This is a genomic window from Streptomyces sp. YIM 121038 (genome assembly GCF_006088715.1).
In the GTDB taxonomy this organism is placed as follows: Bacteria; Actinomycetota; Actinomycetes; order Streptomycetales; family Streptomycetaceae; genus Streptomyces.
This window is the reverse complement of record NZ_CP030772.1, coordinates 18473-44147: the sequence shown is the minus strand read 5'-3', so window position 1 is coordinate 44147 and position 25675 is coordinate 18473. Positions and strand designations below refer to the sequence as shown.

The 25675-nt window shown below is 71.3% G+C and carries 20 protein-coding genes; 9 read left to right on the top strand and 11 right to left on the bottom strand.

All coding sequences use genetic code 11. The features are described from left to right. Positions 1-766 precede the first annotated feature (766 nt). From C9F11_RS47855 to C9F11_RS42900, 5 genes are all read right to left on the bottom strand, one after another. Complete coding sequence (locus C9F11_RS47855) at positions 767-928, bottom strand: hypothetical protein (RefSeq protein WP_171076177.1); 162 nt, start codon at positions 926-928, stop codon at positions 767-769. 164 nt (positions 929-1092) lie between these two features. Next, a complete protein-coding gene (locus tag C9F11_RS42915) occupies positions 1093-1779 on the bottom strand; it encodes a hypothetical protein (protein ID WP_138967687.1) in 687 nt (228 codons plus the stop codon). Positions 1780-1913: 134 nt separating this feature from the next. Continuing rightward, positions 1914-2108 carry a hypothetical protein gene (locus C9F11_RS42910; RefSeq protein WP_138967685.1) on the bottom strand — a complete coding sequence of 65 codons (195 nt, stop codon included), beginning with the start codon at positions 2106-2108 and terminating at the stop codon, positions 1914-1916. Between the two features lie 89 nt (positions 2109-2197). Beyond that, positions 2198-2638, bottom strand: coding sequence for a hypothetical protein (locus C9F11_RS42905; protein WP_138967683.1), 441 nt, complete (start codon positions 2636-2638; stop codon positions 2198-2200). A 69-nt stretch (positions 2639-2707) separates the two neighbouring features. Next, a complete protein-coding gene (locus C9F11_RS42900) occupies positions 2708-2986 on the bottom strand; it encodes a hypothetical protein (RefSeq protein ID WP_138967681.1) in 279 nt (92 codons plus the stop codon). Between the two features lie 267 nt (positions 2987-3253). Between C9F11_RS42900 and C9F11_RS42895 the strand changes: the two genes are divergently transcribed. Together C9F11_RS42895 and C9F11_RS42890 are read left to right on the top strand one after the other, a co-directional pair. Beyond that, positions 3254-6418 carry a DnaB-like helicase C-terminal domain-containing protein gene (locus C9F11_RS42895; protein WP_138967680.1) on the top strand — a complete coding sequence of 1055 codons (3165 nt, stop codon included), beginning with the start codon at positions 3254-3256 and terminating at the stop codon, positions 6416-6418. Positions 6419-6421: 3 nt separating this feature from the next. Then, positions 6422-7060: a hypothetical protein gene (locus tag C9F11_RS42890; protein ID WP_138967679.1), complete on the top strand. Its 639-nt coding sequence runs from the start codon at positions 6422-6424 to the stop codon at positions 7058-7060. A 216-nt stretch (positions 7061-7276) separates the two neighbouring features. On the opposite strand, the gene C9F11_RS47850 is transcribed toward C9F11_RS42890, so the two are convergent. From C9F11_RS47850 to C9F11_RS42870, 5 genes are all read right to left on the bottom strand, one after another. Next, positions 7277-7423, bottom strand: coding sequence for a hypothetical protein (locus tag C9F11_RS47850; RefSeq protein WP_171076176.1), 147 nt, complete (start codon positions 7421-7423; stop codon positions 7277-7279). Between the two features lie 344 nt (positions 7424-7767). Next, positions 7768-8541, bottom strand: coding sequence for an RNA ligase family protein (locus C9F11_RS42885; RefSeq protein WP_138967678.1), 774 nt, complete (start codon positions 8539-8541; stop codon positions 7768-7770). 333 nt (positions 8542-8874) lie between these two features. Continuing rightward, positions 8875-9093: a hypothetical protein gene (locus C9F11_RS42880; protein ID WP_249402293.1), complete on the bottom strand. Its 219-nt coding sequence runs from the start codon at positions 9091-9093 to the stop codon at positions 8875-8877. A gap of 46 nt (positions 9094-9139) precedes the next feature. Then, positions 9140-9625 (bottom strand): hypothetical protein, encoded by a 486-nt coding sequence (locus C9F11_RS42875; protein WP_138967677.1) that lies wholly within the window; start codon positions 9623-9625, stop codon positions 9140-9142. A gap of 107 nt (positions 9626-9732) precedes the next feature. Further along, complete coding sequence (locus C9F11_RS42870; protein WP_138967675.1) at positions 9733-10128, bottom strand: hypothetical protein; 396 nt, start codon at positions 10126-10128, stop codon at positions 9733-9735. 709 nt (positions 10129-10837) lie between these two features. Here C9F11_RS42870 and C9F11_RS42865 point away from each other — a divergent pair. After that, on the top strand, positions 10838-11065 hold the full coding sequence (locus C9F11_RS42865; RefSeq protein ID WP_138967673.1) for a hypothetical protein: 228 nt from the start codon (positions 10838-10840) through the stop codon (positions 11063-11065). A gap of 1694 nt (positions 11066-12759) precedes the next feature. Beyond that, a complete protein-coding gene (locus C9F11_RS42860) occupies positions 12760-13053 on the top strand; it encodes a hypothetical protein (RefSeq protein ID WP_138967671.1) in 294 nt (97 codons plus the stop codon). Between the two features lie 5652 nt (positions 13054-18705). On the opposite strand, the gene C9F11_RS42855 is transcribed toward C9F11_RS42860, so the two are convergent. After that, positions 18706-19374: a TniQ family protein gene (locus C9F11_RS42855; protein ID WP_249402292.1), complete on the bottom strand. Its 669-nt coding sequence runs from the start codon at positions 19372-19374 to the stop codon at positions 18706-18708. Between the two features lie 350 nt (positions 19375-19724). On the opposite strand from C9F11_RS42855, the gene C9F11_RS42850 reads away from it, so the two are divergent. The 5 genes from C9F11_RS42850 to C9F11_RS42830 all read left to right on the top strand — a co-directional run bounded on the left by C9F11_RS42850 (position 19725) and on the right by C9F11_RS42830 (position 25272). Next, positions 19725-21383, top strand: a complete 1659-nt coding sequence (locus C9F11_RS42850; protein WP_249401520.1) for a Mu transposase C-terminal domain-containing protein — start codon at positions 19725-19727, stop codon at positions 21381-21383. Further along, entirely contained in the window at positions 21380-22204 is an 825-nt protein-coding gene (locus C9F11_RS42845; protein ID WP_138957288.1) for an ATP-binding protein, read from the top strand. The genes C9F11_RS42850 and C9F11_RS42845 overlap by 4 nt, the downstream gene beginning before the upstream one ends. A gap of 122 nt (positions 22205-22326) precedes the next feature. Further along, complete coding sequence (locus C9F11_RS42840) at positions 22327-23016, top strand: ATP-binding protein (RefSeq protein ID WP_249401519.1); 690 nt, start codon at positions 22327-22329, stop codon at positions 23014-23016. Continuing rightward, positions 23013-24473 carry a hypothetical protein gene (locus tag C9F11_RS42835; RefSeq protein ID WP_212767777.1) on the top strand — a complete coding sequence of 487 codons (1461 nt, stop codon included), beginning with the start codon at positions 23013-23015 and terminating at the stop codon, positions 24471-24473. The genes C9F11_RS42840 and C9F11_RS42835 overlap by 4 nt, the downstream gene beginning before the upstream one ends. 109 nt (positions 24474-24582) lie before the next feature. Beyond that, complete coding sequence (locus C9F11_RS42830) at positions 24583-25272, top strand: ATP-binding protein (protein ID WP_138957286.1); 690 nt, start codon at positions 24583-24585, stop codon at positions 25270-25272. Positions 25273-25675 lie beyond the last annotated feature (403 nt).

Here is a 25675-nt window from a genome sequence, read left to right as displayed (position 1 = left end):
GCCCCGCCCTGGTTTCGTTGGGATGTTGCTGTGCTGCGCCCATGGGGGAGCGATCGCCCCTCTCCCGCCGGGGTGTTTTCACCCCGGCCAACCCGAGTGCCCTGGGGGCGGTTCCTCCTCCAGCCGGTGCGCCCTCGCCGACAGGAGGGAGAGCTCACCCCCGGCGGACGTCAACGGCTCGTCAGGGGTGCTGAAGCGGGTCGCGCTCCGGGTCGCGCTCCGGGTCGCGCCGTAGGTCGCGCTCCGGGTCGCGCTCCAGGTCGCGCTCCGGGTCGCGGCAGAGGTGTCCTGCCGGAACCTGAAAACAGCAGGTCAGAGGGCGTTTTCTGAGACTGCGTGAACGCCGACTACTTCCCTACAGGGCTAGTTGGCCAGGAACAGCACAGGCGAAGAGGGTGAGCCATGCCGGCGGTGAGAGAGGAGGAGTAAGAGGCGCAGCGGAGTAGAGCAGCAGAGCAGAACAGCAGAGTGCAGCGGATGGAACAGATGACAAGGCCCCAGAGGCAGTGTGAATTTCAGGCGTTCAGTGGAGTGCGGTACGTGGGTGAGGTTGTCCGGTGGGTGCGGTGCCTCGTAGGGCTGGGAGACGGCGGGGCTGTCCGGAGGGTTGCGGCGCGCCGGGCCGGGCGGGGCCGGGGTGGGGCGGGCAGAACCCGCATGGAACAAATGCCGCAAAGAGGGCATGGGAAAGGCCGCCCCGGGGAGCGGCCGATCGGGGCGCGGGGGCGGGGCGGCGAGATCGCCCCCTGCGGCGGGGGAGGAGCATTCACCCCCGGCCGCTGCGAGGCATGGACAGCACGAACGCGAACAGGGCGACGAGGGACACCACGATCACCACGGCGGTCGCGCCCGCCGATCGCACCTGGACCGCCGTGGCGAGCACCACGGTGCCGAGCGCGACGGTGGCGGACGGCGCTCCCCAGCACATGGCCCACCGGCCCCATGGGCTACCGCTGAACCTCTTCACGTGGAACACCTCCAGTTTCACAGAGGGCGGTGAATTCACCGCCCTCCGATGGGATACCCGGTCGCCCGGTCGAGCGGGGGAGGAAGGATCACCTTCCCGTGCAAGGCTGCGTGGAACCGGCAGGCTCAGGCGATACGCTCCACGTGCGCGAAGATCACGGTCTCGGCGGAGTCGGCTTCGAAACCGCGCTCCCCTTGATGGTTCGTGAACTGGTAGACGCCCGGTGTGACGTCGACGACCGTGTCCGTCCAGTCGAGTGTGGCAGGGTCGCCGCCCCGGCTCTTCCAGTGCTCGAAATCGGCGATGGAGTAGGCCCAGAGACCGGAGTGGACGCGGGCCAGATGGGTTGTGTCGGGCATCACCGGCTCGCCGTACTCGTCCAACATGGGATTGGCGATGACGTAGCTGTCCGGCCCTGTGCGGTACAGGTCTGCACCGTGGAGCACCGGACCAAAAGCACAGCCGATTGCAGCCATGGCCTTCATAGCCTGCGCCTGGCCGAGGGCGGACTCGTAGGGTGCCAGCCCCCGGTCGTCCCAGTCGTAGACGGGGCGCAGGCTGTCGCTGACGAGGATCTTCCCGGACGGAACGTCAAGGGTAATCGTGGTGGTGATGCCGTCCTGCAAGGCGCAGGGTGTCGGCATGTGAACGTCTCCGTCGACGATCTGCCCGGCCGTACGAAGGCCGCAGACGGCACAGGTGAGCATGGTGTGGGGGAACAGTTCGCCCTGCCAGCACATCACTTCGGTTTCGGCTGGGCCGCGGAGTATGTGCCCGTTGGCCTGCACCGGCAGCGTCTTGTTCGTGATCATGGAAGGTGCGTCTCCTGGCCTTGCGGGATGGAGTAAGGCACGCGGCGCGTGAGGTGCCCCGCGCTCGGTCCGGTCGACGGGCACGCCTTGAGCCGGGCGCAGTGCAGGCGATCCTGCCCTGCGCCCCAGTTCGTCTAGCTGTCGCGGCGCAGACGCGTGGCAACGTGCCGTCCGAGCGCGCTGCCGATCGCTCCTGCGGCAACTCCGATGAGGAAGCGCGCCACGCCGTTGTCGAAGGGGAGCACGATCAAGGAGACGTAGGCCAGTCCGAGCGCCCCGATCAGCGAGGGGCCGTAGTGGGAGGTGAGCGAGCGGGCGGTGAGCTTCATGGGTCCTGTCCTGTGACTAGGTTTCAGATTCGAGTGATGTCTGGGGGTGGTGGGGGTGGAACCGCCCCCACCACCGTGGGAAGGGGCGGCTACCGGCGGAACCGGGCCTGCATCCTGTCCCTCTCCGCCCTCTCGGCGGCCGCGCGGCGTTCGCGGTCGGCCGTGACCTCGGCACCGGTCGCCCAGCGGAAGACGCCCGGCTCCACGTACATGCACAGGAGCTGGCCGTTGCGGATGGCCTTCAGTTCGGCGAGCTCGTCCGGGGCGAACTCGCGGATCTTCCACCGGTCGTCGGGGAGGCCGTTCGTGCCGCCGGTGCGGCCGTAACGGATGTCGCGGTCGTCGGCGGCCGCGACCTCTGCCGCTGGCCGGACCCGCCGCTCCAGGCATGGCATGCAGTAGGCGCCGGAGCGCCAGATGCCCGTCTCCTCGTGGTGCTCCAGTACGCGGGTGGCCGCGTTGAAGCACGTACCGGAGGCACACTGGCCGCCGGGGCCGATTCCGAGTCCGCACGGCATCGTGATCTTCATGGTTCCTGCTCTCTGCCTAGAGGGGTGGGCCGGGCGCTTGCCGCGCCCGGCGTGACGATGTGGTGCGGGTCAGCGGCCCTGGGACTCGTAGTGCCGGTCGAGGCGGTCGACGAGGCGAGGGGCGAGCGCCACCGAAAGCCACAGCGGGGCGAAGCAGACGAGGAGCCCGATGGTGATCCGGACGGTCCCCGCATCGCCGGGCAGCGCGATGGCTGTCAGCGCTCCCAGACAGAGCGGAGCGGGGATCAGGAGGCCGAAGGCCAGGTACCACTGGGCGTACCAGATGGAGTAGGCGGCCACGAATGCGACGGGGTCCTTGGTGCGGTTCGGGAGGTCTCTGCGCTTCATGGATAGAACTCTACGTGCGTCATTAACAATACGCAATACCCCAACGAGTTCAGTGGAGAACTTGTTACGGGTCGGCGCCCCCGGCCCGCCGCCCGAGCGAAGTTCATTACGTGTTTGAGCTGCGCCGCACCGCGCGCACCGACTATCGTTACGTGTGTAGCGCTTGATTCGTTACGGGTCGCCGTAGCGTGCTGGCAGCCCCCAGGCGCCGCGCCACGTACCCCCCGGTCCTACAGCGCGCCGCCGGTCTACGTCTGGAGTTGTCCGATGACCTCTGTTCCCGCGCCGGAGCCGGAAGCGAGCGGCGCCGACGCATCCGCTCTCCCGCCCCCTGAAGAGGTGCAGGTGTCGGCAGCGCGCCCCCGCTTGTACGCGCTGGTGGACTCGGCCCGGGAGGGCACCGTGACGGTGCTGGTCAAGCGCGCCCGTGGCCGCGTCTTCCGGGCAGCGCTCATCTCCCTTGAACTGCTGGACCCATCCGCGCGTGCTCGCCTGCCGACCTGGCCGTCGTGGGTGCGCACCGAGGCGCGGGGCAAGCTCGGTGACCTGATCAGCGCTGCGGCGGGCGACGGCCACAGCCCCGGGGTGCCGCAGGTGCTTCTGGACCGGGCCGACACGGCGCCGCTGGCCGTCCTGGTCGACGCTGTGCTCGTATCCCCCGGTAACGCCCCTGTAGTAGTTCCGGCGGGTGCCGACAATGGTGATGCGCCGTCGGTGCAGGTGGGCGACACCGCACGAGACGGCGGGCAACTGCCCGAGCCCGTCGGGGCGCCGGACGCACGGCCATCCGGCAACCCCGGGCATTCAGTCGCTTCGGTCGCTGATGCGGAGAGCACCGCCGACGAACGGCCCTCCCGACCGCGCGCAACAGAACCTGCTCCTTCCCCCGCTGCCCGCCCGGGCGCTCGGCCGCTCGCGGCGCTCGGAGGGGTGCTGGAGCAGGCGCTGGCATCAGGTCGGAACGAAACCCCGCAGGAGGCACTCCAGTTCGGGCTCACAGCGCTGGACGCGGCTGTCGGTGGGCTACTGCCGGGCAAGCTGACGCTCGTGGCGGGCGCCCCAGGGGCCGGGCCCTCGCTCCTCGTCGGAGCCGCCGCCCGGCACACGGCCTTCACATGTCGGCGCTCCGTGCTGTACGCGGCATCGGGACTGACCCGCGAGGACGTGGCGATGCGGGTAATCGCCGCGGAGGGCGGAGTGGACTACCGCAGGCTTCGGCAGAAGCAGCTCACGGACCAGGAAGCCCAAACGGCCGCCGAGGTCGCAGGGAAGCTTCAGCAACTCGCGGGGGAGGTGTGGCACATCGACGACGGCGCGGGGCTGCGCGCCTCGGACATCTCAGATGCCGCCCGCTACGTCCCGGGACTCGCTCTGATCGTCGTGGACCGGCTGCAACGTGTTCCCGACCCGCTGGTACCGCTCTCCGGGAGGGACCTGCCAGCCGCCGTCCAGTCCCTCGCGCACCTAGCCCGCGTGCTGCGTGTGCCCGTCGTTGCCGCGGTCGACACGGACGAAGCGAACCTGCTGGCCGCGCTGGACGCCGACGTGACCCTGACCGTGACGAAGAGCGGCGAACAGGCCGAAGTGAGCTACGCAGAAAGAGACTTCGGCGTCCTTGAGACCGTAGCGCTGCACGCCGACTTCACCTGCGCCCGTTTCACCGACGCCCCCGCCCACCAGCCCTCCAAGGCCGCCCCGGCGAATCCCCGCGCGCCGCAGGCCCCCGCTCCTCCCGGCACGACTGCACCGGGCGCGCCGGTCGACCTCAGCGCCGAGGACAAGCTGCTCGCCGCCGCACAGCCTTTCACCTCCGGAATGGCCACCGGAATCTCAGCACGCCTCAAGGGGGCGCTCAGCGCGCTCGCCCATGGACGGGCAACCGAGAGCGGGCCGGAACTCGAGGGCCTGCGCCAGGCCGTCGAGGACCTGGCCGTACGCGGTCCGCAGGTGCCCGAGACGGACGAAGGCCACAGTCTGGGCGCCGCACTCGGTGCCTACGTCTCGGCCCGCCGCGCCGCCACCCCGCAGGCGCCGGCGGCAGCCCTCCGCGCCGCGGAACGCGAACTCGCCTCCGCCGCAGCACCCCTCCTAGCCGCTGACGCGACGGCCCCCCTGTCCCTGGCCGCCCGGTCAGCCCTGACGGCCCTGGCCCAAGCCCTGGAGAGCGGCGACCAGAACGCGCTCGACAGGGCCCGGGCGCGCACCGCTCACCTCGCCGGACGGCGCCTGCAACTCGACGGGAGCGCGGAGCACGCACAGCTGCGCACCGCGCTCACCGCGTTCGGAACCGCAGCAGCGATCGCAGGCATCAAACCCGTCTCCGCCCCCGTCGCACCGACGACCGTGACAGAGCGAGCCGACTCCGCCCCTGCGCGCGAGCCGATCGCTGAAGACCACGCGAGCGGCGACGAGGACGTCTCGGAGGCGTTCCAGGACGGCACGGTCCCGCCGGAGGACAGCGGGAACGTCCGCCGCGGCCGCACGTACACCTTCTTCACCAACAAGATCGAATCCGCTGTCGAGCAGGCACTCCAGGAAGCCGACGGCGACGTCGACGCCGCGATCAACCTGCTCAAGCGCAAAGCTGTACCGGACGCCATGGCCCTGTTCAAGCTTTCCCGAGTCGGCGCCACGTACGAGCATTCCGTATACCCGGAACCTCTCGAATTCCTCTCCAAGCCTTCACAGCACGAGTCAGACCAAATCTGGGAAGGGCGTCACAAGTGGCGTAACAGGGCGCTGCTCACGGCCGTGAAGAACGGCCTGCAGCCGCCCCTGGACGTGACGGCTCTCGACACGAACGCCGCCTACCTGTCGGCCTTCAAGACCTACCTGCCGATCGGCGCGCTGCGCCACCACACCCGCGGGTTCCTCGCGAAGGAGTCCGGCATCCACCGCGTTGACCACTTCGAATGGCGCCACGACGACCTTCCGAACCCGCTCGGCAACCGGGTCGAGCCAGGCCCGTACCTGCTGGACGAAGCGACCGTGCGCCTGCTCATCCGCTGCCACGAGCTTGACCTCTCCGAGCCCCCGCGAATTCTGGAGTCATGGACCTCGGGCGGCACGGAAGCCCTGCTGGAGAAGTTCCGCCGCATCCTCAACGAAGCCCGCACCAAGGCAATTCAGGAAGACGACAAGGTCACCGAGGAGTACGTCAAGGCGATGTACTCCCGATTCACCTCCACGATCGGTGAATCAGGAAAGAACCAGGAACTCCGCCGGGCCGACTGGGTCCACATCATCCGATCGCAGGCCTTCGCCAGCCTCTGGATGAAAGCCCACCGGGCCTATCAGGAGGGCCTTACCCTGGTGCAGGTCTCCGGCGTCGACGAGATCCACGTCGTCGGTGACTGGCGACAGATCTGGAATGAAGGCCGTATGCCCAAAGAGATCAAGCAGAAGCGCCTCTACACCCTCGGGGAGAGCTAACCCATGCCGTACGACGACAGCGGCTGGAGGAACTTCGGCCGTCTCGGCGCCAACCGCTCCGCGGAGAACGTCCGCGGCGGCCAGGCCCTGGGCGCGGCCATGGAATCAGCTCTGTCCCGCCTGATCCGCGAAGGCGGCATCCGCTCCCCGGTCACCACGAACCGAGGGCTGAACGCCCGCCTGAACTACCTCAACAGCGTCGCAGGCCGGCAGGCCATGGCCGACGCCGGTATCACCGCGAGGCCGCGCACCATGGACAAGTGGTTCGCCGGAACCCAGCAGCCCATGGCCTCGAACAAGGAGAAGATCGACACCGCGTACTGGAACCTGCGTGCCGAGCGCGTCTTGAACAACCTGGGAGCGTTCAAGCAGCACCTCAACAACCGGGGCCGGGGCACATCCATCGAGATCCACCCCGTCAACCAGGACCTCGTCGACGAGAAAGCGCGGCGCCCGAACCTGCTGGGCGAGCAGGCCCACCGCATGCTTCCCAACGTCCGCTACATCTGGGACGACGCGGTGGACGCCATGAGACAAGGCGACAGCGACAAGCTCGAAGAGATCTGGGACGACGTTATCGCCGACATGGACAGTGATTGGGGTGCCTACACCTACGTCTCCTACGTCGGCATCGGTGCCTGACCCTTGAGGCGCAGGCCGGAAGCCCGAACTGGCCGGGGAGCACGAAGAAGCGGGTCGGGAAGGCACTGCCTTCCCGACCCGCTTCTTCGTGCTTGAGGAACAGCCCCATCGTCCCTCCAGCCCCTGCCGACTGGGCAGAGACGTCCCGACGGCCGGAACCATCGCGTGTGGCCCCACGGGCACCCCGACACGGAGCGCGCTTCAGGTTCGGAGGTGTCACGGGCGCCGGTATCGATTGCATTCACGGTCGTGCCACCGTCCGTAGCGCTCCTGCGAGTAGCAACCGCAGTGCCGGGAGACGGGCGCCGTGAGGTAGTCGGCGATCAGGGCCGCGACGGAGGCGGAGTCTTCCGCGTAGTCCACGGGCCCGCTGCCTGCGTGCAGCGGGCCGACGAGGGGTACGCCCCGGTCGTCATGGACGGAGGTGTGTCGGGAGCGACTGGCACGGCGTAACTCACGCCGTCGGTATCCGCCGTGAGCCCGTACTCCGCGAGGGCCGCGAGCAGCAGTGCGCCTGCGCCGGGGACGACTTCCGCGTCGCGGGCAGAGGGACAGGAGCCAACGCTGATTCGAGCGCTGTAGCAGGGGTGGGCACGGTGGTCTTCCTCTGACCGTAGTACGTGTGGGCGGAACGCCCGGGGGCACCGGTCGTCTGAGCGACCGGTACCCCCGGGCGTATATGTAGGAGTCCGCTGCCTGGGGTGGGGTCACTTCTTCCTGGCGCGGAGCTGAAGGGTACGTGCGTAATTCTCGTAACGGGCCTTGGCGATCACGGAGCGGTCCGTGCTGCGGAGCACGATGCCTTCGGGGTTCCCGCCCGCCCCCTCGTCCAAGGCGACGAGCGTGGTGGCGAGGTGCTGGGTGAGGAAGGCCTGCATGCCGACAATGTCCGTCGGCAGATCGCTGCCCCGGACCGTCCCCAGGCGCGGCACCATGTCGATGTTTTCCGCAGAGGCGATTTCGGTGAGCCGCTCCTCGGTGTGGAAGTACTGACCGTCGTTGTACCGCCAGGATGCGATCTCGGGAAGCGGCAGCTGAAGGATCGAGGGATCGATGGCGGACACGTCGAACAGGCGGCGACCGAGGGCCTGCGCCCCGGTGTACTGGCCGCTCGCTCGGGAGATCTTGTTCCCGCCGAAGACTTCCAGGTAGTACACACGAATCTCGTCGTCGGGCGAGGTGAGCCGCTCCGCGAGCGGGCGCAGCGCTTCGACGATGCCGTGCCTTGCATTCCAGACCCTGTCACCATGCGCGTAGAACAACTCATCGCGGCTGCCCAGGAAGAAGTCACCTCCAGGCAGAGTGATGATCCGGGCGTTCGTGCCGTCGACCTTCTCGGTCAGGACGACGTCACCGCTGAACGCGGTGGGCTTCTCGACCAGTCCACCGTTCCTCTTGTCGAGCTCGTGATAGGTCAAGATCGAGGGGTACTTGGTCGCCGAGTTGAGTGCTGCGAGATCGAAGTCCGCGACAACAGGCATGAGCGCTCCAGGGGTATGTGATCAGTAGAGGAGTTGCAGCGCTCCCGCGCCCCAACGAGTAGAACTCTACTGGTGAATTTAAAAGTACGCAATACCCCAGGGTTGTGTGGGTCATCTCTCTGCGCCGACGCCCCGCAGGCGCCGGCCACCCGGACGTGCTCGATCCTCGAAGCCCAGGGGGCGGCTCGGCTCGGATGGGTAGAGCGTAGGCGCCGCCCCGGTACCCAGACCCTCATGAGTGCCGGGGCGCGGCGCCATGGGGGCTGCACAGTCATAACCGGTCCCGAGGCAGAGGGTCACCTGCGCACCGGGAGCGCAGAGGAAGGGCGGGCATCACTCGCTGGCCTGCTGGATCTGGCGCTCGCATCGGGAGGCGAGCGGCGCAGCAGCAGCCGCCATCCGGCCGTATGCGCCATTGAGCTCAGCTGCAACATCCGTGCACCGGCCGGAAGTGATGCGGTTGTAGACCTGCTGGCCAACCGCTACCGCTTCAGGGGTCGTAAGGTCCACCGCGCGCTGCGGCGGTTGCCTCGACATGTCGAGGGTGATCAAAGAGGTTCTCCTATCGGGCCTGCGGTGTATGTGCTCACGGCGGGAGTCAGTCGGCGGTAGCCCAGGGCCCGCCGGGAGTGTCACGCTTGAGGATGCGGCGGTCGGGGTGGACGACGAAGTTGCTTGGGTACCGTGCGGCTAGGGCGTCACATTCGGTGAAATAAGCTTCGGCAGCTGCGCGGGTGACGAATGCCTTGGAGTAGTCACGCTCCCAGTCGCCTCCGGGGTGGACGGCCCACAGGAGGCTGAAGTCTGCGGCTTCTCGGCGGCGGCGGTCGCGGTCTTGCGTGAGTCGTTCGACTTCGTGCGGGTCGGTTTGATCGAGCCACTGCTCGATAGTGGGCTCGTGCTTCTCGTACAGCTCCACGTGCTCGAAGCGGGCGCTTGAGGAGGGGAGTCCGGGAGCGGTGAATCGGGGTGGGTAGTTCTCGGCTGCGTACAGCAGACCCTCGGATTCCACCGCATGGTAGAAGTCGATCAGCTCTAGCCAGTCATCGAGCGTGAAGCCGTCGGGGAGTCCTGGGGCGTTCATCCTTATGTCCTTCCGGGATGCCTCGGGTGTGGGTGTGGCGGCCTGTGCGGTGCCTGGGTCCTTCGGGATGTGTACGGGTCCTCGGGGCGGGGACCCGGTGCCCACGGTTAGGTGTCGTAGCGGCGGACCTCGGTCAACGGGTGCAGTTCGTGGCATACCTTGAAGCCGTGTTCGTTGCGAATGGTGATGAAGCACGGAGCCTTGTAGCCATCCCTTGATGAGTGGAATTCCACCACTTCACCTTCGACGCGCCGCTTTTCGTCGTCCTCATTGACGCCGATCGGAGCGAAGCTGACCATGAAGCCCTCGCGGACTTCATCGGCATCGATCTTTTTGTAGGGCCGGGCGGCCTTGGCCTTCAGGGTTTTGACCGTCGCCGCCTGTTGCGCCACTTTCTTGACGACGCGAGAGAGGCCTGTGACCTCCCCGGCGTGCGCGCTCAGGAGTACGTGCAACTCCTCAACCTCGCGAGCGTTGAAGCGGATATCGGTCGTGAACTTCATAGGAGGTCCTTGCCGGTTGTGCGCCCGTAAGGCGGGGCTTCCGTCTGGCGATCCACTGCTCCGGGCTCTCGCTGTGCGCCGCCACCCTGCATGTATGACTCTACTGCTTAAATTAACGTTGCGCAATACCCCTTAGTTGTATCTCGTCTTCGCAGTGCACCCTCCGGACCGCCCGCGTCGGCAGGTCTCCATCCAGCCCGTTGCCGTTCCCGCCGCCCGCCGCCGTACTCCGCTGGGGTCCGCCGTCCCAGCAGGTGTTGGTCAAGCTGGTCCCGCGCGCTGTTGGGGCGTGTGTTCGGGTACGAACCTGCTGCTCGACCCGTTCCGCCTGTCCGTCGCTCCCTCACCGGGCCCGTCTGTGTTCCGGCGGGAGCTCGCCGCCGTGTGTCGTGTTCGTCGTCCGGCCCACCGCGCTCTCGCTGCCCACTGCGGTCGTGGTTGTGTGCCTGCTGCGTCCAGCGCCGTCCACCCGCGGCCGCGGCCGAGCCGCTGCCCGCCGTGGTCGTGCTGGCCGAGCCGTCACCCGCCGGTTCGTTTCCCGTGTCCCGGCCGCGCGTCGCGAGTCTGCTGCTCTGCCGGGCCGCGCTGCGCTCGCGGGCTGTGCCGCTGCCTGCCGCCGTGCTGCGCCCGCCCGTTGTTGCCGTTCCTCGGCGGTGTCCGTGCCGGGCTCGCTGGTCCTGGCAGGCTGTGATGATGGGAGGCTCTGGGCATGAGGCAGACGGAGCTGGCCCCGGGGATGCCGGTCAGGACGAATTTCTCTGACCCGGGCCTGCCGGAGGGCACCGCGGGCGAGGTCGTGACCGTCTACGACGACCTGAGCGACGGCGTGGACGTCCACTTGAGTAACGGGACGCTGATCAACATCCTGGCCCATGGCCTGGATCCGGCGGCGCGGCCCGGCCGGGAGCGCGACACACCAGCGCGGCTGACTGCGTAGTGCGGCGGGTGCCTGCTGGCGGTCGAGCTCCGGGTCGTTGGCGTGGGGGCTTTCGTCGCCTGCCGTTCCGCTGTTCGGCGGGTCGTCGGCGAGCTCCTGGCGGCGCGGCCGCCCGGCTGCCGTCCGCCGCCCTCGCTGTTGCTCCGCCGTCCGCCGCCTGCCGGCGTCCCTGGCTGCCGCGCGCCGCGCCGCGCCGTCCGCGTTGTCCGTTCGTGTCCCTCGCGCCCGTCTGCGCCGTGCTTGTGGTCTCGGTCCTGCGTTCCTCAAGCGGCTCCCCTCGTCGCGCTACCGTCGGCCCGTGCTCGCCGTTCGTCCGTAGCGGTGCCTGCTCGCCGCCCCCGACGCGCCCTCTCTGTGAAGTGCCGGGCGGCCGCCGCCGCTCGGCGTGCCGCTGGCGTTCGTCGACGTGGTGCTGCCGCGCCGGGCCGGGCCGCGCCGCGCCGGGCCGGGCCGCGCCGCCCCGGGCCGTGTCTGCCCCGCCGGGGCCGTGTCCCGCGCCTCGGCCGTAGGCCCTGCTGGTGTAGGTATTCGTCGAGCTCGTCGCCCCGTGCCCGCCGCCCGCCGCCGGGCCCGGTCGCCTGTGGTCGTGGGTCTGCTGCTCGGCGCCGGAGGCCTCCCTCGCCCGTCCGCCTACCCTCCCCCGGGCCGCCCGCGGTTCTGCCGCGTTTCCTCTGGCCGTGTCTGGCCCGCGTTTTGGCTGTTCGGGGCGGCCGCCGTTGTGCTGCCGGGCTGGATCGTGTGCCTGCTCGGCGCGCTCCAGGAGCTCGTCGACGCCGCCTGTGCCGTCGCCGTCGTGTCTGGGGTGTGGTGCAGGTCGTGGTCGAGTTCGTTGGTCCCGCGCGGCGCGGCAGTGCTCTGCCGTGGGCCCCGTTTGTGCGTGGCCGGGGCGTGCGGGGTTGCGGTGGTGTTCGCTGAACTTCGCCGAACGACGGCCCGGGGGAGGCGGGGACCTGCCGCTTCGGCCGGGCCTGTGGTCTGTGTGTCGCTGTTCGGCTTGTTCGCCGTGCTCCTGGCACTCGCCGGCACGGTGCTGCGCCCGCTGTCCGCCGAGCTCCGAGTCGCCGGCGGCCGCCCTGCCCCGCGCCCCTGCGCCTGCCCCGCGCCCGTGCCCCCGGCTCCTGCCGCCGCGCTGCTCGCTCCGGGTTGTGCGGCGCCGCCCCCCCCGGGCCCGCTCGCCGCTCCCCGCTCCCCGCTCGCCGGGCCCCGGACCCGGGGCCTTGGTCGTTGGCGCGGGGCCTTCGTCGCCTGCCGTTGTTTGTCGGCAGGTAGTTGAGTTCCGGCCGCGTCCGCCCGGCCGCTCGTCTTCGCTGCCGCGCGCCGCCGCGTGCTGCGGTGTGCTCGTCCGGCTCGCTCGTCGGTGCCGCGTGCCGTGCTGCGCTGTGCGCTGACCTCATCAGCACCACCCGCTCCGAAAGCTGACTCCCGCAGACGCCGCTGTCATCCAACGCACAGCCAGGGAGGGCGGCGGCCGCGGCGGGGACGTTCCGCGCGTGCCCGCGCTGCCTGGCTCCCGGCGGCCGCGGCGAGGGCGTCCCGCGCGCGCTCCTCGCCCGCCACAGCACTTCCCGACCGCCCCCCCCCGGCTGCCACCGCGGTTTGTTCCGGGTCACCGATGCTCGCTCTTCAACACGACCAGCCACTACTGCCCCCGGCCGACCGGCCGGGGGTTTCGTGCGTTCTGGAGGAGTTCGCCGTTGCCCACTTACGAGGCCCTGCCCCGTTTCACCAGTGATCACCGCCGCCTCACTCCCGCCCAGCGCCGTGCTTTCCGCCGGGCCGTCACCGCTTTCGTCGATGACCTGCGCGCCGGGGGCCCGTTCCGTGCCGGTCTCCGTATCAAGGGCGTACGCCGCGCGCCTGGCGTCTTCGAACTCACCTGGGACGGCAACGGCCGGGCGATGTGGCAGTACGGCCCGGAGATAGTCCGCGGTGAGCAGCACATCGTCTGGTGCCGTATCGGCACCCACGACATTCTCACCGGCCGGTGAGCAGGGCCCGATGTCTGACTGCCGTGCCTCGGCCGTGGCCGCGCCCGTGCCCCGCCTGCCGCCCGCGCCCCGCCGTGGCCGCGCGCTGTTGCTCCTCGACGTAGTGCTGCGCCCGGGCTCTCCGCCGCCCGCCGCTGCACTGCTCGCGCTGTGCCCTGCGGAGCGTGGTCTCGGGCGGGTGTTGGTCGAGTTCGCCGTCCGGGCCCGCTCGTTGTGCCCGCAGCCGTGCCGCGTCCCGGCGTCCCCGCCCGTACCCCGCCCGGCCCCGCGACGTCCTGCGACTCGGCCCGTTACTCGCCGCCCGCGGCCGGGCCTGCGTGGTGGGGGCGCAGTGGTGTTCGGTGGACATCACCGAACTTCGCCGAACACGGTGAAGGGCCGGGGGAGGGGCTGGGCCCGGCGCTGCCCAGGCCGCGCGTCGCTGAGGTGCCGCGCTCGCCCGCGCCGCCGCGCTCGCCCGCCGTGCTGCTCCCGGTCTGTCGCACGCGGCCGTTCCGGGCCCGTCGCCTCGCCCGCCCGCCAGGCGGCGGCCGGGGCCGTGCCTGCGGTTCGCCGTCGTCCCGGGTTTCGGCCAGGTCGCCGTCGAGTCCGTTGCTGTTCCCGCCGCAGCCGGCGCCCGGCCCGCGAGGTGTTGTCCCAGCAGCTGTTGGTCGAGCTCGTCCCGCCAGCCGCTCGCGCGGTGCGGTGGTGTTCGGCGGACTGTGCCGAACACCGGTGAACGGCGGCCCGGCGGGGACCTGCTGCCGCGCTCGCCGCCGTCTGGTCGTGTACAGCCCGGCCGCTCGCGTGCTCCTGGCGCTCGTCGACGTGGTGCTGCAGCCGCGTGCTCGCCAGGCCCCGAGCCCTGCGGAGCGCGGCCTCGGGCGGGTGTGGGTCGAGCTCGCCGCACGCACGCGTCTGTTCGCTGTGTCTGTTGCTCGGCGACGTCGGCGTGATGCTGTCTCCGGCCCGCCGCGCCCCGCCTGCCCGTCGGCGGGTTCTCGTCGAGCCCCGGCCCCAGCCGCCCCTGGCCGCGTGTTGGGCCGCACTGAAGATTGTCGGTAGGGCTGTGACGTGGGCACTGAAGTCTTTTGTGCGATGGCTGCGCGGCAAGCCGCCGCGCAAAAGACTTCAGTATCAAGCTGTTGCTCAGTCCGCCAATTCCTCATCCTCCACCACCCGGTGGATGTGGATGTACCGTCCAGTTGGCCGATCGAGTACCAGCTGATGGGCTCGGGTCCGGTTGACGGCGCCTCCTCTACGTCGGTCATGACCCAGTCGTAGTCCTCTCCGCCAGCCGGGTCAGCGGGGCGCGGGGCCAGGCTCAGCGGGATCGACGCTGCCACGATCGTGTCGTCCGGCACCCCCTCCAGAGCCGCCCGCAAGCGGCCTACCGTCCATGCCTCGACGGTGTGGTGGTAGCCCTTCGAGCTGATTCGGCGGTCGCTCATCCTCTGCTCCTCCTCTGTCGCCGGGCCGTACCCGACTGCTACGCCCTTACCAACGAGTTCGCTCACCTGAAGGGTCGGTGCGGCGCTGAAGGACCGACTGAAATCTTCGGCGAGGTCCGGCCGCCGCGCGCCGTGGTCGCGGGGGCTGCCTCCCTGCCCGCCGCGCGCCGCCGTACCTGTTCCTCGCGTCCCGGTACCGCGTCAGCACCGGCCTTCGCCGCGGCCGCCGTGTCATCCCCGCGGCCTCGCCGCCTCCGCTCGTCCGCTCTCCGTGCGCCGTGCCCCGGCTGCGCCCTACTCCCACCTCCGGGCCCGCTCGTTGTGCCCGCGGCCGTGCCGCGGCCCGGCCCGGCCGCCGCCCCGGCATCCCCGCCCGTACCCCGCCCGGCCCCGCGACGTCCCGTGCCGCTCCCGGCTGCCGCCCCGGCCCGCCGCCCGCGGCCGGGCCGCGCTCGGCCTCGGCCGCGCGTCCGGCCTGCGCTGCTCGGTGCTCGGTGAACTTCGCTGAACACCGGTGAAGGGCCGAGGGAGGGGCGGGGCCTGGCGTCGTGCAGGTTCTGGTCGAGCTCACCGTTCCGTACTCGCCGGCCCCGGTCGCCTGCCCGCCGCGGCCCGCGGTCGCCTGTCCACGGCCCGGGGGCCTGCTGCCCGGCGCTGGAGGTCTCCGCTGTCCCCGGCCGCGCCCGTCCCCGGCCCGCCGCCCGTCCGCGCCCGCTGCGCTTCCCTGCCGTCTCGCTCGCGCCCTTGGCGGTTGTGCTTCTGGAGCTCGTCGATGTCGCCGCGTCAGCGTGGTGCTGACGGCCACGGCCGTCAGCACCACGCTGACGGGCGTCGACGGCTTGTGCCCGCCTTGTCGGCCGCCCGGCCCGCGTGGTCGGGATGGGGTGGTGGTCGGTGGGCATTGCCGAACTTCGCCGAACACCAGCGAACGGTGGTGCTGGCCTGCTGTCGGCCGCACCCCGCCGCCGCGTGCTGTGCTCGTCGGCGTCGACGTGGTGCTGCGGCCGCGTGCTCGCCGACTCCGAGCCCTGCGGAGCGCGGTCTTGGGCGGGTGTTGGTCGAGCTTGCCGTCCGCGCCCGGTTGTTGTGCCTGTCGCTCGTCGACGTCAACGTGTTGCTGCCTCCGGCCCGCCGCATCCGGGGCCGGGCCGCGCGCCGCCCGGCCGCGCGCCGCCTCCGTGCCCGCTGCTCCCGTTGTGTGTCCGCTGTGCCGTCGTACCTGCCGTGTCCGAGGCCGCTGTGCTGCTCGTCGAGCTCGTCGCCCCGTGCTCGACGATCCCGCCCGCCGTCCGGCCGCCCGCTGCCCGCCGCCGGGCCGCCGGGTCCGGCGGCGCGTCGCTCGCGCCCCGGGCCCGGTCGCCCGCGGCCGTCCCGCTGTGTCCACGGCCCGGGGGCCTGCTGCGCGTTGCCGAAGGCCTCCGCCGCGTGGCCCGCCCGCGGCCCCGGCTGCCCGGGGTCCGGCCGCCCTGCTGCCCCCGCCGCGCCCCTGTGCTGCTGCGCGTCCGCTGCCTCGGCCGCCCCTGGCTGCCCGCGGTTTGCGCCGCCGCGCGTCCGCCGCCGTTGTGCTGTCGGGCTGGGTTGTGTGCCTGCTCGGCGTGCTCCTGGAGCTCGACGTCGATGTCGACGAGCTGTCGCTGTTCGGCGTTCGGCTCGTTCTTCCTTCCCGCGCGGGGCGGCAGTGCTCTGCCGTGGGCCTGCCGGGTCCTGTCTCTTGCTCTGCTGGGTCCCGTCCCCGCGCGGTCGGGGCCCTGGGTGTTCGGTGGTGTTCGCCGAACTTCGCCGAACATCACTGAACAACGGCGGTGGGGAAGCGGGGACCTGTCGTCGTGTCCGGGGCGTGGTGCAGGTCTTGGTTGAGCTCGCCGCTGTGCCGGGCCCCCCGGGGCCCGTGCGCCGCCCCGGGGCCCGGCCGTGCCGGGCGCCGTTTTCCCGGCCCGCCGCCGGGTGCCGGGCGCGCTGGTCTGGGTTGCCGGCGGCCTGCGCCGGCCGCGGCGTACCGTCTCGGTCGCCGGCGGCTGGGCCTTCGTCGTGTGGCGCCGCCTCGACCCGCGCTCGCGCCCCGGCTCCGGTCGCCCGCTGTCCTTGCTGTGCCGTCGAGTTCGAGTTCGTCCTCGTCGTGCTGCTGCTCGCGTCCCGGCCCGCAGCTGTGCCCGCCAGGCGCCGACGTCTGGCGGCCGGTGTCGCGCCTTCGTCTTCACCGTCGCGTCCTGCCGCGGGGGCCCGGCCTGCGGCGCTCCGGGCTGCTCCCGCCTCTCACCTGCGCTCGCAGCCGCGTCCTCCGGCCGCCCCCGCCTCCGCCCCCGCGCCTGGGCCGCGTACCGCCCGCGCCGTGCGGCCGTTCGGGCCGTGTCGTTGCTGGGGGTTCCGCTCGGCGCCGAAGGCCTCCGCTGTCTCCGTCCGCGTCCGGGCCGTACGGTCGGGCGGGGCCCGTCCGGCTCGCGCCGTGCCGCGGCCCGGCCGCCGCCCTTTCCCCGCGCGCTGCGCCGCCCCGTCCCCCAACTGCCTGTCTGCGCGGTGGTGTTCGGTGGACATCACCGCGGCCCCGGGGACACGGACCTGCCGCCCCGTCCCCGCGCGCCGGTCGAGTTCGCCGTCCGTGCCCGTTCGGTGTGTGTCGCTCGGTGAGTCGACGTGATGCTGCCTCCGGCCCGCCGCGCCTCGGCCGCGAACCCGCCGCCCGGCCCGCGGCGTGTTCGCTGCCCGCCCGCGTTCGTGGTCGTGTGCCTGCTGCGCGCAACGCCGCCCGGCCCGCGGCCGCGTCCGGCGTGCTCCTGGCGCTCGTCGACTCGAGCGGCTCGTTCCCCGCGCCGTGCCCCGGGCTCGGCTGCCCGTCGGCCGCGCTGCGCCCCGCGGTGCCCGGCGCTCGCGGTCGCGCGTCCGGCCGTCGTTGCCGTCTCTCGGCGGGGTCCGTGCCGGGCTCGGCGGTCTGGCGTGCTCGGGTGGCCGCTGGCGCCCTGCGCCGGCGCATGCCGTCCTGGTCGCGGGTACCGGGCCTTCGTCGCCTGATGCTGCCTCGCCGCCCGTGCCTCTCTACGGCTGCCCGTTGTCCTTGCCGCGCCTTCGAGTTCGTGCTCGTCGTGCCGCTGCTCGGGTTCCGCTCGCAGTGGTGCCTGCTGCCGCCCCGGCCCGGTCCCGGTACCCGTCCCCGGCCCCCGCTCCGCTGCGGGCCGGTCCGCCGGTCGCCCGGCGCTTGTGTGTTCTCGGCCGGTGTCGCTGTCCGGGCGCCGCGTGCCCGCGCCTCGCGCGTGTGTCCCGGCCCCCGGCCGCTCCGGGCCGCCTCGAGCTCCGGCAGGCCTTGGTCGAGCTCGGCGCCGCCCCCGGGCCGCCGCCCGCACCGCCCGTGCTGTGCTTGCGGTGCTCTGCGGAGCGTGGCGGGTGTTGGTCGAGTTCGCCGTCCGTGCCTGCTCGTTGTGTCTGTCGCTCGGCGACGTCGACGCGGTGTGCTGTCTCCGGCCCGCCGCACCCGCGGCCGGGTGCCTGCTGCCCATCGGCGGGTCTTCGTCGACCCCGCAGCCGCGGCTGCCCTTGGCCGCGGGGCTGCTGCGCGGCTTGCTCCCGCCGCTCGCCGCCTCTGTTCTGCCGTTCCGGTACCGCGTCACGCCGACCTTCGCCGCGGCCGCCCTGTCGTCCCCGCGGCCGCGCCGCACGTTCGCCCCTGCGCCGCGTCCGGCTGCGCCCCGTTCCCGCCACTGCCCGTACGGTTCCGCCGCCGGGCCCGTCCGGCGTCATCCTCGGCCGCCTCGTTGCGCGCTGCGCCCTGCTCCCGCGACCGGGCCCGTGGCGCTCCGGGTCACGTCCGGGCCCGGAGCGCCACTTCGTTGCGTTTCCGCGCTCGCGGCCCCGGCCGCGATGTTCGAGGGGGGCCGCGGTGCCCGCGGGTGCAGGTCCTGGTCGGGCTTACCGGCCCGCACTCGCCGGCCCGCGGGCCGGCTGCCCGGCGCTGAAGGTCTGCGCCGCCCGGCCGCGCCCTGGCCGCCTCGCCCGTGCCTTGGCCGGCGTGCTCCTGGAGCTCGGCGACGTCGCCGAGCGGCTCCTCGTTCTCCGCTTGTGTGCCCGTCCGTACGCGCCGCCCGGCTGCCGTTCCCGCCGCCCCGTCCGTTCGGCTGCGCGCGGCCGCCGTACGCGCTGCTCGCGGCCGCGCGCCGTGCCGCCGCCTGCCGTGCTGCGCCCGGGTGCCGTCGATCTCCCGGCCGGGTCCGTGCCGTGGCGGTGTCGCCGGGGGCTATGGGTGTGGCTGGGTGTCGGTGTCGGTTTCCGGTGTCATGTCGAGGGCCTTCGTGATCGCGTCGAAGAGCTCCGGGGGTACGGGCGGCCTGCGCTCGTCGATCGGCCAGGGGACGTCGACCAGCGCCGCGGAGTACGTGCCTTCGGGCTGGTCCCGGGTGTCTTGCGTGTCCAGGTCGATCATGCGGGCCCGCTCGGCGAAGTGGAGCGACAGGGCGCCGGACAGCGTGCCGGAGGTCGTGGTCTTGCCTTCGCCGCCGCGGTGGTAGTGCCCGGCGGCGAAGTTGTGCTCGGTGATGCGCCGTACGGTCTCCAGGTCGGGGCGTGCGCGCGGGGCGGTCAGGGCACGGGCCTGTTCGGCGGTCATGCCGGTGACGGCGGTGAGGGCCTGGACGGTGTCGTCGGGCAGAGGGGCCGCGGCGAGGTGGTCCAGGCGGTCGGTGGCCGAGGTGCCGGGCTGCAGGCCCAGGAGCTCCATGGCGCGGTGCCGCTGAACGCCGATGGCCGCGGCGACCCGCTGGACGTACCCCTCGAGCCGCTCCGCGGGGTGAGGCAGGGGAGCACCAGGGATCCGGGCCGGGAGCACCGGCGCAGCGGAGCGGGCGGCGACGGCCTGGCGGGCCTGGTCCAGGGTGATCCCGGGGTGGCTGCGCTTGTACGCGCGCACCGCACGGTCCAGTTCCCGGCTGCGGGTGTGAGGTTCGGGGAAGAGGGGTTGGGGTGTTCGGGTTTCCTCGCCATTGATGCGGGATCGTTTTTGTGCTGGTCGTTGGCCGTGTCAGCTGGTTGATCTTGGTGGCGGTGATCCGGATTTGGTGGTGATGACCCCGGACCGGCGGGTGGCGTGTTCGTCGGATCTCCTTCGTGGCGAGCTCTATAGCGCGTGTGTGCCCGAGCCGGGGGCGGATCGATGGGGTGTCACTCGTCTTGGGGAGGTCTCGGCCTGCCTCTCCGCGTGGGGGGCTCTAGCGTCGCTTCCGTCGCGCTCGCCACGGGCGTTGCTTGAACTGCCCTTGTGTGGGGCGGCTGTTGACTGCTGGAGGCTGGCATCGTGCCCCTTGTTGCGTTATCCGTTCACCCCTGTCACGGGTACCGATGACAGAGACTGGCGACGCGTCCGAGGCCATGGACATCGGTTTGGGGCGGCATCGGGATGAGCTCAGGCCTGCGGCGGTGGCTCAGTTGCTGCGGCTGCGGGCCGCGGGGGAGTTGACGACCGGACATGTACGGCTGGTCGCTGACGCGGTGGGTGTGCACAAGAGGACGGTGTGGAGCTGGCTGGTCCGCGCGGAGGAGACCGGCAGTGTGGAGAAGCCGGAACGTCGCCGGTTCCGGATCACCGAGGAGATCATCGATGTCCTCGCTGATTATCAGGGCAACGTGAAGCGCGCTCATGAGCGCCTGGTCGAGGTGGCGGTGGCGGCAGGGGAGAAGCCGCCGGGACTGACGACGCTGCACGATGCGATTGCCCGGGATCTTGATCCGGGGTTCATGGCGGGCCTGCGGGAGGGGATTCCCGCGGCTCGGGGGTTTGATCCGGCGTTCCAGCGGCCGGCGGTGGCCCGTAATGAGGTGTGGGAGGGGGATCACAAGCAGGCCGAGACCGTCGTGATGATGCCCGATGGCAAGCCGTCGAGGGTGTGGGTGACGTGGTTCGAGGACCGCGGCACCAGCTATGTGATGGGCTGGGCGGTCACCGCTGGCTCCGCGCACCGCGGTTCGGTCCTGGCCGCGGTACGTATGGCCGTGCTGCGCGAGGCCCCCTACGGCCCGCCCGGCGGGCTGCCGCACCTGGTGCGCGTCGACGGTGGCGCCGACTTCCTGTCCAAAACCGTCCTGCGCGCCTTCGGCCTGCTGGGCGTGCCGGTGCACCGGGTGCGCAGCGCCCGCCACAAGGGCGGTATCGAGCGTCTGAACCACACCAGCATGACCCGCTTCTTCGCCGACCTGCCCCGTTACACGAAGGCGCCCCGGCTTGATCACCGCCGCCGCCTCGGCGAGACGGACCCGCCGCTGACCTTCGAGGCGTTCGTGGGCCTGCTGGGCGAGTGGGTCGAGAAGCACAACACCGAGCACGTCATCGAGCGCACCGGTATGACGCCGCTTGCGGCCTGGCTGGCCGATCCCGCTGAGGTCCGGCCCGAGCCGAGCGCGGCCGAGCTGCGCGCCCTGATGCTGGAGAGCGACCACCGGCCCCGCAAGATCACCAGTCACGGGGTGGAGTTCAACAAGCGTGCCTACATGCCCGAGAACGGGGTGGGCCGGATCGGGCTCGAGGTCCGGGTGCGGTGGATGCCGCACCACCATCACGAGATCGATCTGTACACCTTCCGCGGCAACCGCTACCTGGGCCGGGCCTTCCTCAGCAACGAGGCCAGCGAGGAACTGCGCGCCAAGGTGCTGCACGACCGCGATGAGCACAGCGCGGAGCTGCGGCGGGCCTTGAAACGCTCCGGCGAGCGCAAGCGGGAACGCCACCTGCCGTCCACCCGGCCCGAGGTGCCTGTCCGAGCCCTGCGTATGACCGAGCGGGAGGCCCGCGCCGAACTCAAGGGCACCGTCCCGCCCCCGCTGCCTCGCCGTCGGGCACAGCCCTACCGGCCCCTGACCCCGATCCCGGCCGCGTGGAAACGCCCCGGCCTCACCGACACCACATCTAAGGACGACGCATCGTGACAACGGCCCCCAAGCACAAGCACATTGGCCAGCGCCGCCAGCCGGTCACCGCATCACCGGGCGAGGCATCGAGGCGCCGCCCCGACCTGCGCCCGCAGCACTTCCTCGGCCTCAAGGACTCCACGCTGGTCGCCACGGACACCCTGCTGCAGATCAAGGACACCGTCATCGACACCGTCGAGTCGAAGGCCATGTCCGTGATCTACGGCGACCCGGGGCTTGGCAAGAGTTTCTCCACCCGCGCCACGATCCAGGAGATGAACCCGGACCTGATCCTCCCCCTCGACTTCGCCCGTTCCCGCCCCGGGCCGAAGGACCTGCGCGAGGAGCTGTTCCACCAGATGCGGCTCAACTGCAAGATGCCCGGCACTGCGACCGCGTTCGACAAGCTGCTGCGCGAAGCCCTGCCGCGGCGTCCGTATGTGATCGTGTGCGATGAGGCCCAGCAGTACCGGCGGGAGAATTTCGAGTTCCTGCGCAAATTGTGGGACAACTGCGACCCCCAGCCCGCCATCGTCTTCGTCGGCGGCCGCGAGGCCTACGAGACCCTGCAGAGCGACCCGGCGCTCGCCTCCCGGATCTACATTCGCCTGGAGATCCTCGCGATGACCGAGGACGAGATCCTCAAAACCGTCCCCGACTCCCACCCCGTGTGGCGCGGTGTGGACGAGGCGCTGCTCAAGCGGGTCGACACCCAGTACGCGCTGGGCTCCTTCCGCGAGTGGGTCAAGGTGACCAAGCACGTCATCAAGGGCATGGAGTACTTCGGCGTCGAGCAGGTCAACGATGAGGTCGTCGACTGGGCCCTGGCCCGATGCTGACCAAGACGGCGGCGCGGCCTTTGGCGGCACCACGGCCCTTCCCCCTCGCCGGTCAACCAGCGCCCCCGGAACTGCACTTCCTCAGCCTTCCTGGGGCGCGCACCGTCCTCACTCCCGGTCTCGTGGCAGTCGATCACGCGCTCGCCGAGGCCTGCCAGCAGCAGCGTTTCCTGTGCGTACTGGGCGACGCTGGAGTCGGTAAGACCTTCGCCGTCCACCACGCTGCCCGTACCCGCTTCCCTCAGGCGCGCGTCTCGCTGCGTCTGGGAGCCAGGCCCCGGCCGGCCGACCTGCGCGCCCACCTGCACCACGCTCTCGAACTGCAGAACGCTGCGCCGGCCGAACCGGCGGCTGCCGACGCCCTGATCCGCCGTGCGCTGAGAGCCAGGCCGCGCATCGTGGTCGTCGACGAAGCCGACCGGATGCCCGAGGCATGCTTCGAGTACCTCCGGTTCCTGCACGACGACCTTCCCGGCGGACTGTGCACCGTCCTGATCGCCGGACAGCGAGGTGAACGGGCCCTGCGCGCCCAGCAGATGCTCCACACCCGCACCGCGCAGTGGCTCACCCTCCCACCGCTGGCCCGTGATGAGATTCCCCGTACCGTTCCCGTCCTGCACCCGCTGTGGCAGACCGTTGCACACGATCATCTCTGGTCGCTGGACGGCGACTTCGCCCACGGAAGCCTGCGCCGCTGGGCCCTGCTCACCCACCACATCCAACGCACCCTGACCGCCACCGGTGCAACCAGCCCCCACCCGGGTCTGTTGCGGCAGATCATCCGCCGTATCGACACCTCCCACCGCCCATGACCGCCCCCGCCCACCTCACCGCACCGTCGGCCCCGCCGCCCGTCACGCTCCTGCTGGACGCGAGCGACGACCGAACCATCCACCACGCCGCCCACCAGCGAGCCCACCCCCAGGGCGGCTGCATCACCGCCGATCCCACCCCGCACACCAACAGCCTCGCCTACCTCGCCCTGGACCTGCTGCGCGCCATGGGCCGCGACAGTTTTACCCGCCCCGACGCCGAGCGGATGTCCACAGACGCGGCCTGGCGCGCCGTGACCTGCTGGACCCTGACCACCGGGCTCAAGCAGGCCATCGTGCTGCGCGCCCACCGCCTCACCCCCGAACGCCTGGCGCGCCTGGCCACCTGGCGCGCCGAGACCGGCATCCGCCTCGTCCTCATCGCCCACACCTCCACCGAGGCCACCGAGTACCGCCTGCGGGCACGCCTTGCCGCCACCGGCCTCGCCGATCCACACACCGTCTCCGGCACCCCCGCCATCCTGGACGCCATCGGCCCGCCCGACACAAGCCGACGCCACGGCCCGCCCCCGCCCGATCACATCCCTCCGCTGCCCGACTTGCCCGATGGCGACGCCGCCTCCTTCCTCCAGGAGTGCAGACGCCACCTGAACAAGGACGACTTCGCCCGCACCGACAGCCAGTACCGGGCCGGCCACGCCGCCGCCCGCACCTGGCTGGCCCGTCACCCCAGCTTCACGCCCGCGGCGACGGCCACCGTCATATCCCCGGACGAGGGCACCGGCCCGCACGAACCCACCGACTGGAAGGACATGGAGAGCCTGCGCCTGTTCCTGTCCCGCCTCACTGTCTCAAGCCCCAGCCCTGGGCACACCCTCGCCCGCGTACGCGGTGCCCAGGCCCACTTCCTTGGCCGGCAGCTCCACCTCGACGTCCCTGACGACCTCGCCGCGCGCTGCGGCCCCGGCGTCACCACCGTGCCGATCACCCCGCACGTGGCTCACACTCTCACCACGAACCTGCCCAATCCGCTGCGCGCCGCCGCGGCAGCCGCCCTGCTGTTCACCGGCACCGACCCGTCCCTGCTGTCCATGACCCAGATCACCAGTGTCGACGAGCAGGCCACCCTCTTGGCCATCGACCGCGACTCGAGGATCTACATCGGCATGCCGCCCGGCCCCCGGCACATGTACGCCATTCCGGCCCGCGCCCGCCCCCTGCTTGCCGCCGCCCTCGCCTTCCGCCACCGCACCCCGCGCACCGCCGACCATTTCGGGCTGTTTGCCGGCTGCTTCGGCACCTCCATCCGCTTCGACCACCTCATCCGCGACGCCGGCCTCGACATCCCGGCCGTCACACACCCGCACCCCGCCGAGGACTGGCACACCGCCGCCCGCTGCCAGCACGTGAACGTCCCTGTCCCGGCCGCCCCCGCCGCCCCGGCCTTTTCGGCCCGGGCGCGTCTGCGCCCACCCACCACTCGACGTCCGCTCTGAGGCTTCCGGCACTGCCGCCGACAGCCGCTTTGACCGCAGAGGATCCCGACATGAGTTCTGCCCTTGGCCAGACAGAAGAGTTCGGCACTCCCGGCGACTGGCCCGACTGGTGCCGACCTGGGCACTGAACGCAGCCAAGACCGCGATCAAGGACGCCGTTGAGGGCGGTCGCATGACGTGCCTTCATGGCGACGCAGGTGTCGGCAAGACACTCGGCGCCTCCATCGCGCTGCGCACCATCGGATGCGAGCAAATGATCTGGCCATGGCTCCGCTTCAGTTCCACCGCGCGCACCCTGCGCGAGAAACTCTTCCACGCCCTGGTGCTGGACGGGCCTGTGCCCCACCGGCCCGCAGCGGTGGACGCGTTGCTGCACGAGGCACTCGCCCGCCGCCGCTATGCCCTGGTGCTTGACGATGTACAGAACCTGAACGCCGACTGCCTGCGTCTGATTCGCTCTCTGTGGGACGCGGGAGACAGCCACAGCCGTCCTGCTGTCGTGTTCATCGGTGACCAGCGCGGCTATAAGAAGCTGCGCAGGGAACAGGCCGCGCGGATCTCTACCTGGAACAGGATCGACCGCCTGGGAGCCGACGAGGTCCGCACCGCAGCGCCCGCCTTCCACCATGAGTGGGCGAAGGTGCCCCTAAACCTCATTGGCAAGGCCGACGCGTACGGTCCGCAGGGCCGTATACGAAGCGGACTGACGGTGCGATGGGCCTGTCCCGGGAGGAACGCGTCCCCTCCTGCGGCGACGCAGGGGTGCGCTGCCCGCCCGCCGACGCATCCCCGGGTATGACCTGCTGTTTGCCTTCCGGCCAGCCTCCAGCTGCCACCTCGGTCTGCTGTGCCTTGGCGGGGCCCTGATGGGTGGGCATCCCGTCCGCCGGGTGTGTGCGGTCCCTCCGTCATGTGAGCAGGGGAGACCGGCGCCTTGAGCGGCTGAGGAACACACCTGCGGTCGCTGGAGGGTGCTCCTCGGCTCGCGGTCTTCGGGGCCCGAGAATGCGCGGCGGGATGGCTTTTTTCGTACTTGCGTCTCTCTGCGTTGTCTTGAAGAGCGTGGTTCTGGGAGGTTCGTCACGTGACTAGAGCACCTGCCTTGTAGGGGCTGGGTCTCTTGTGCGGGTGACGTGGCGGGGTGGGCCGTGAACGAATCGGCAGGACTGGTACAGGAGCCGGCCCCGGGCACGGGGGGTGCG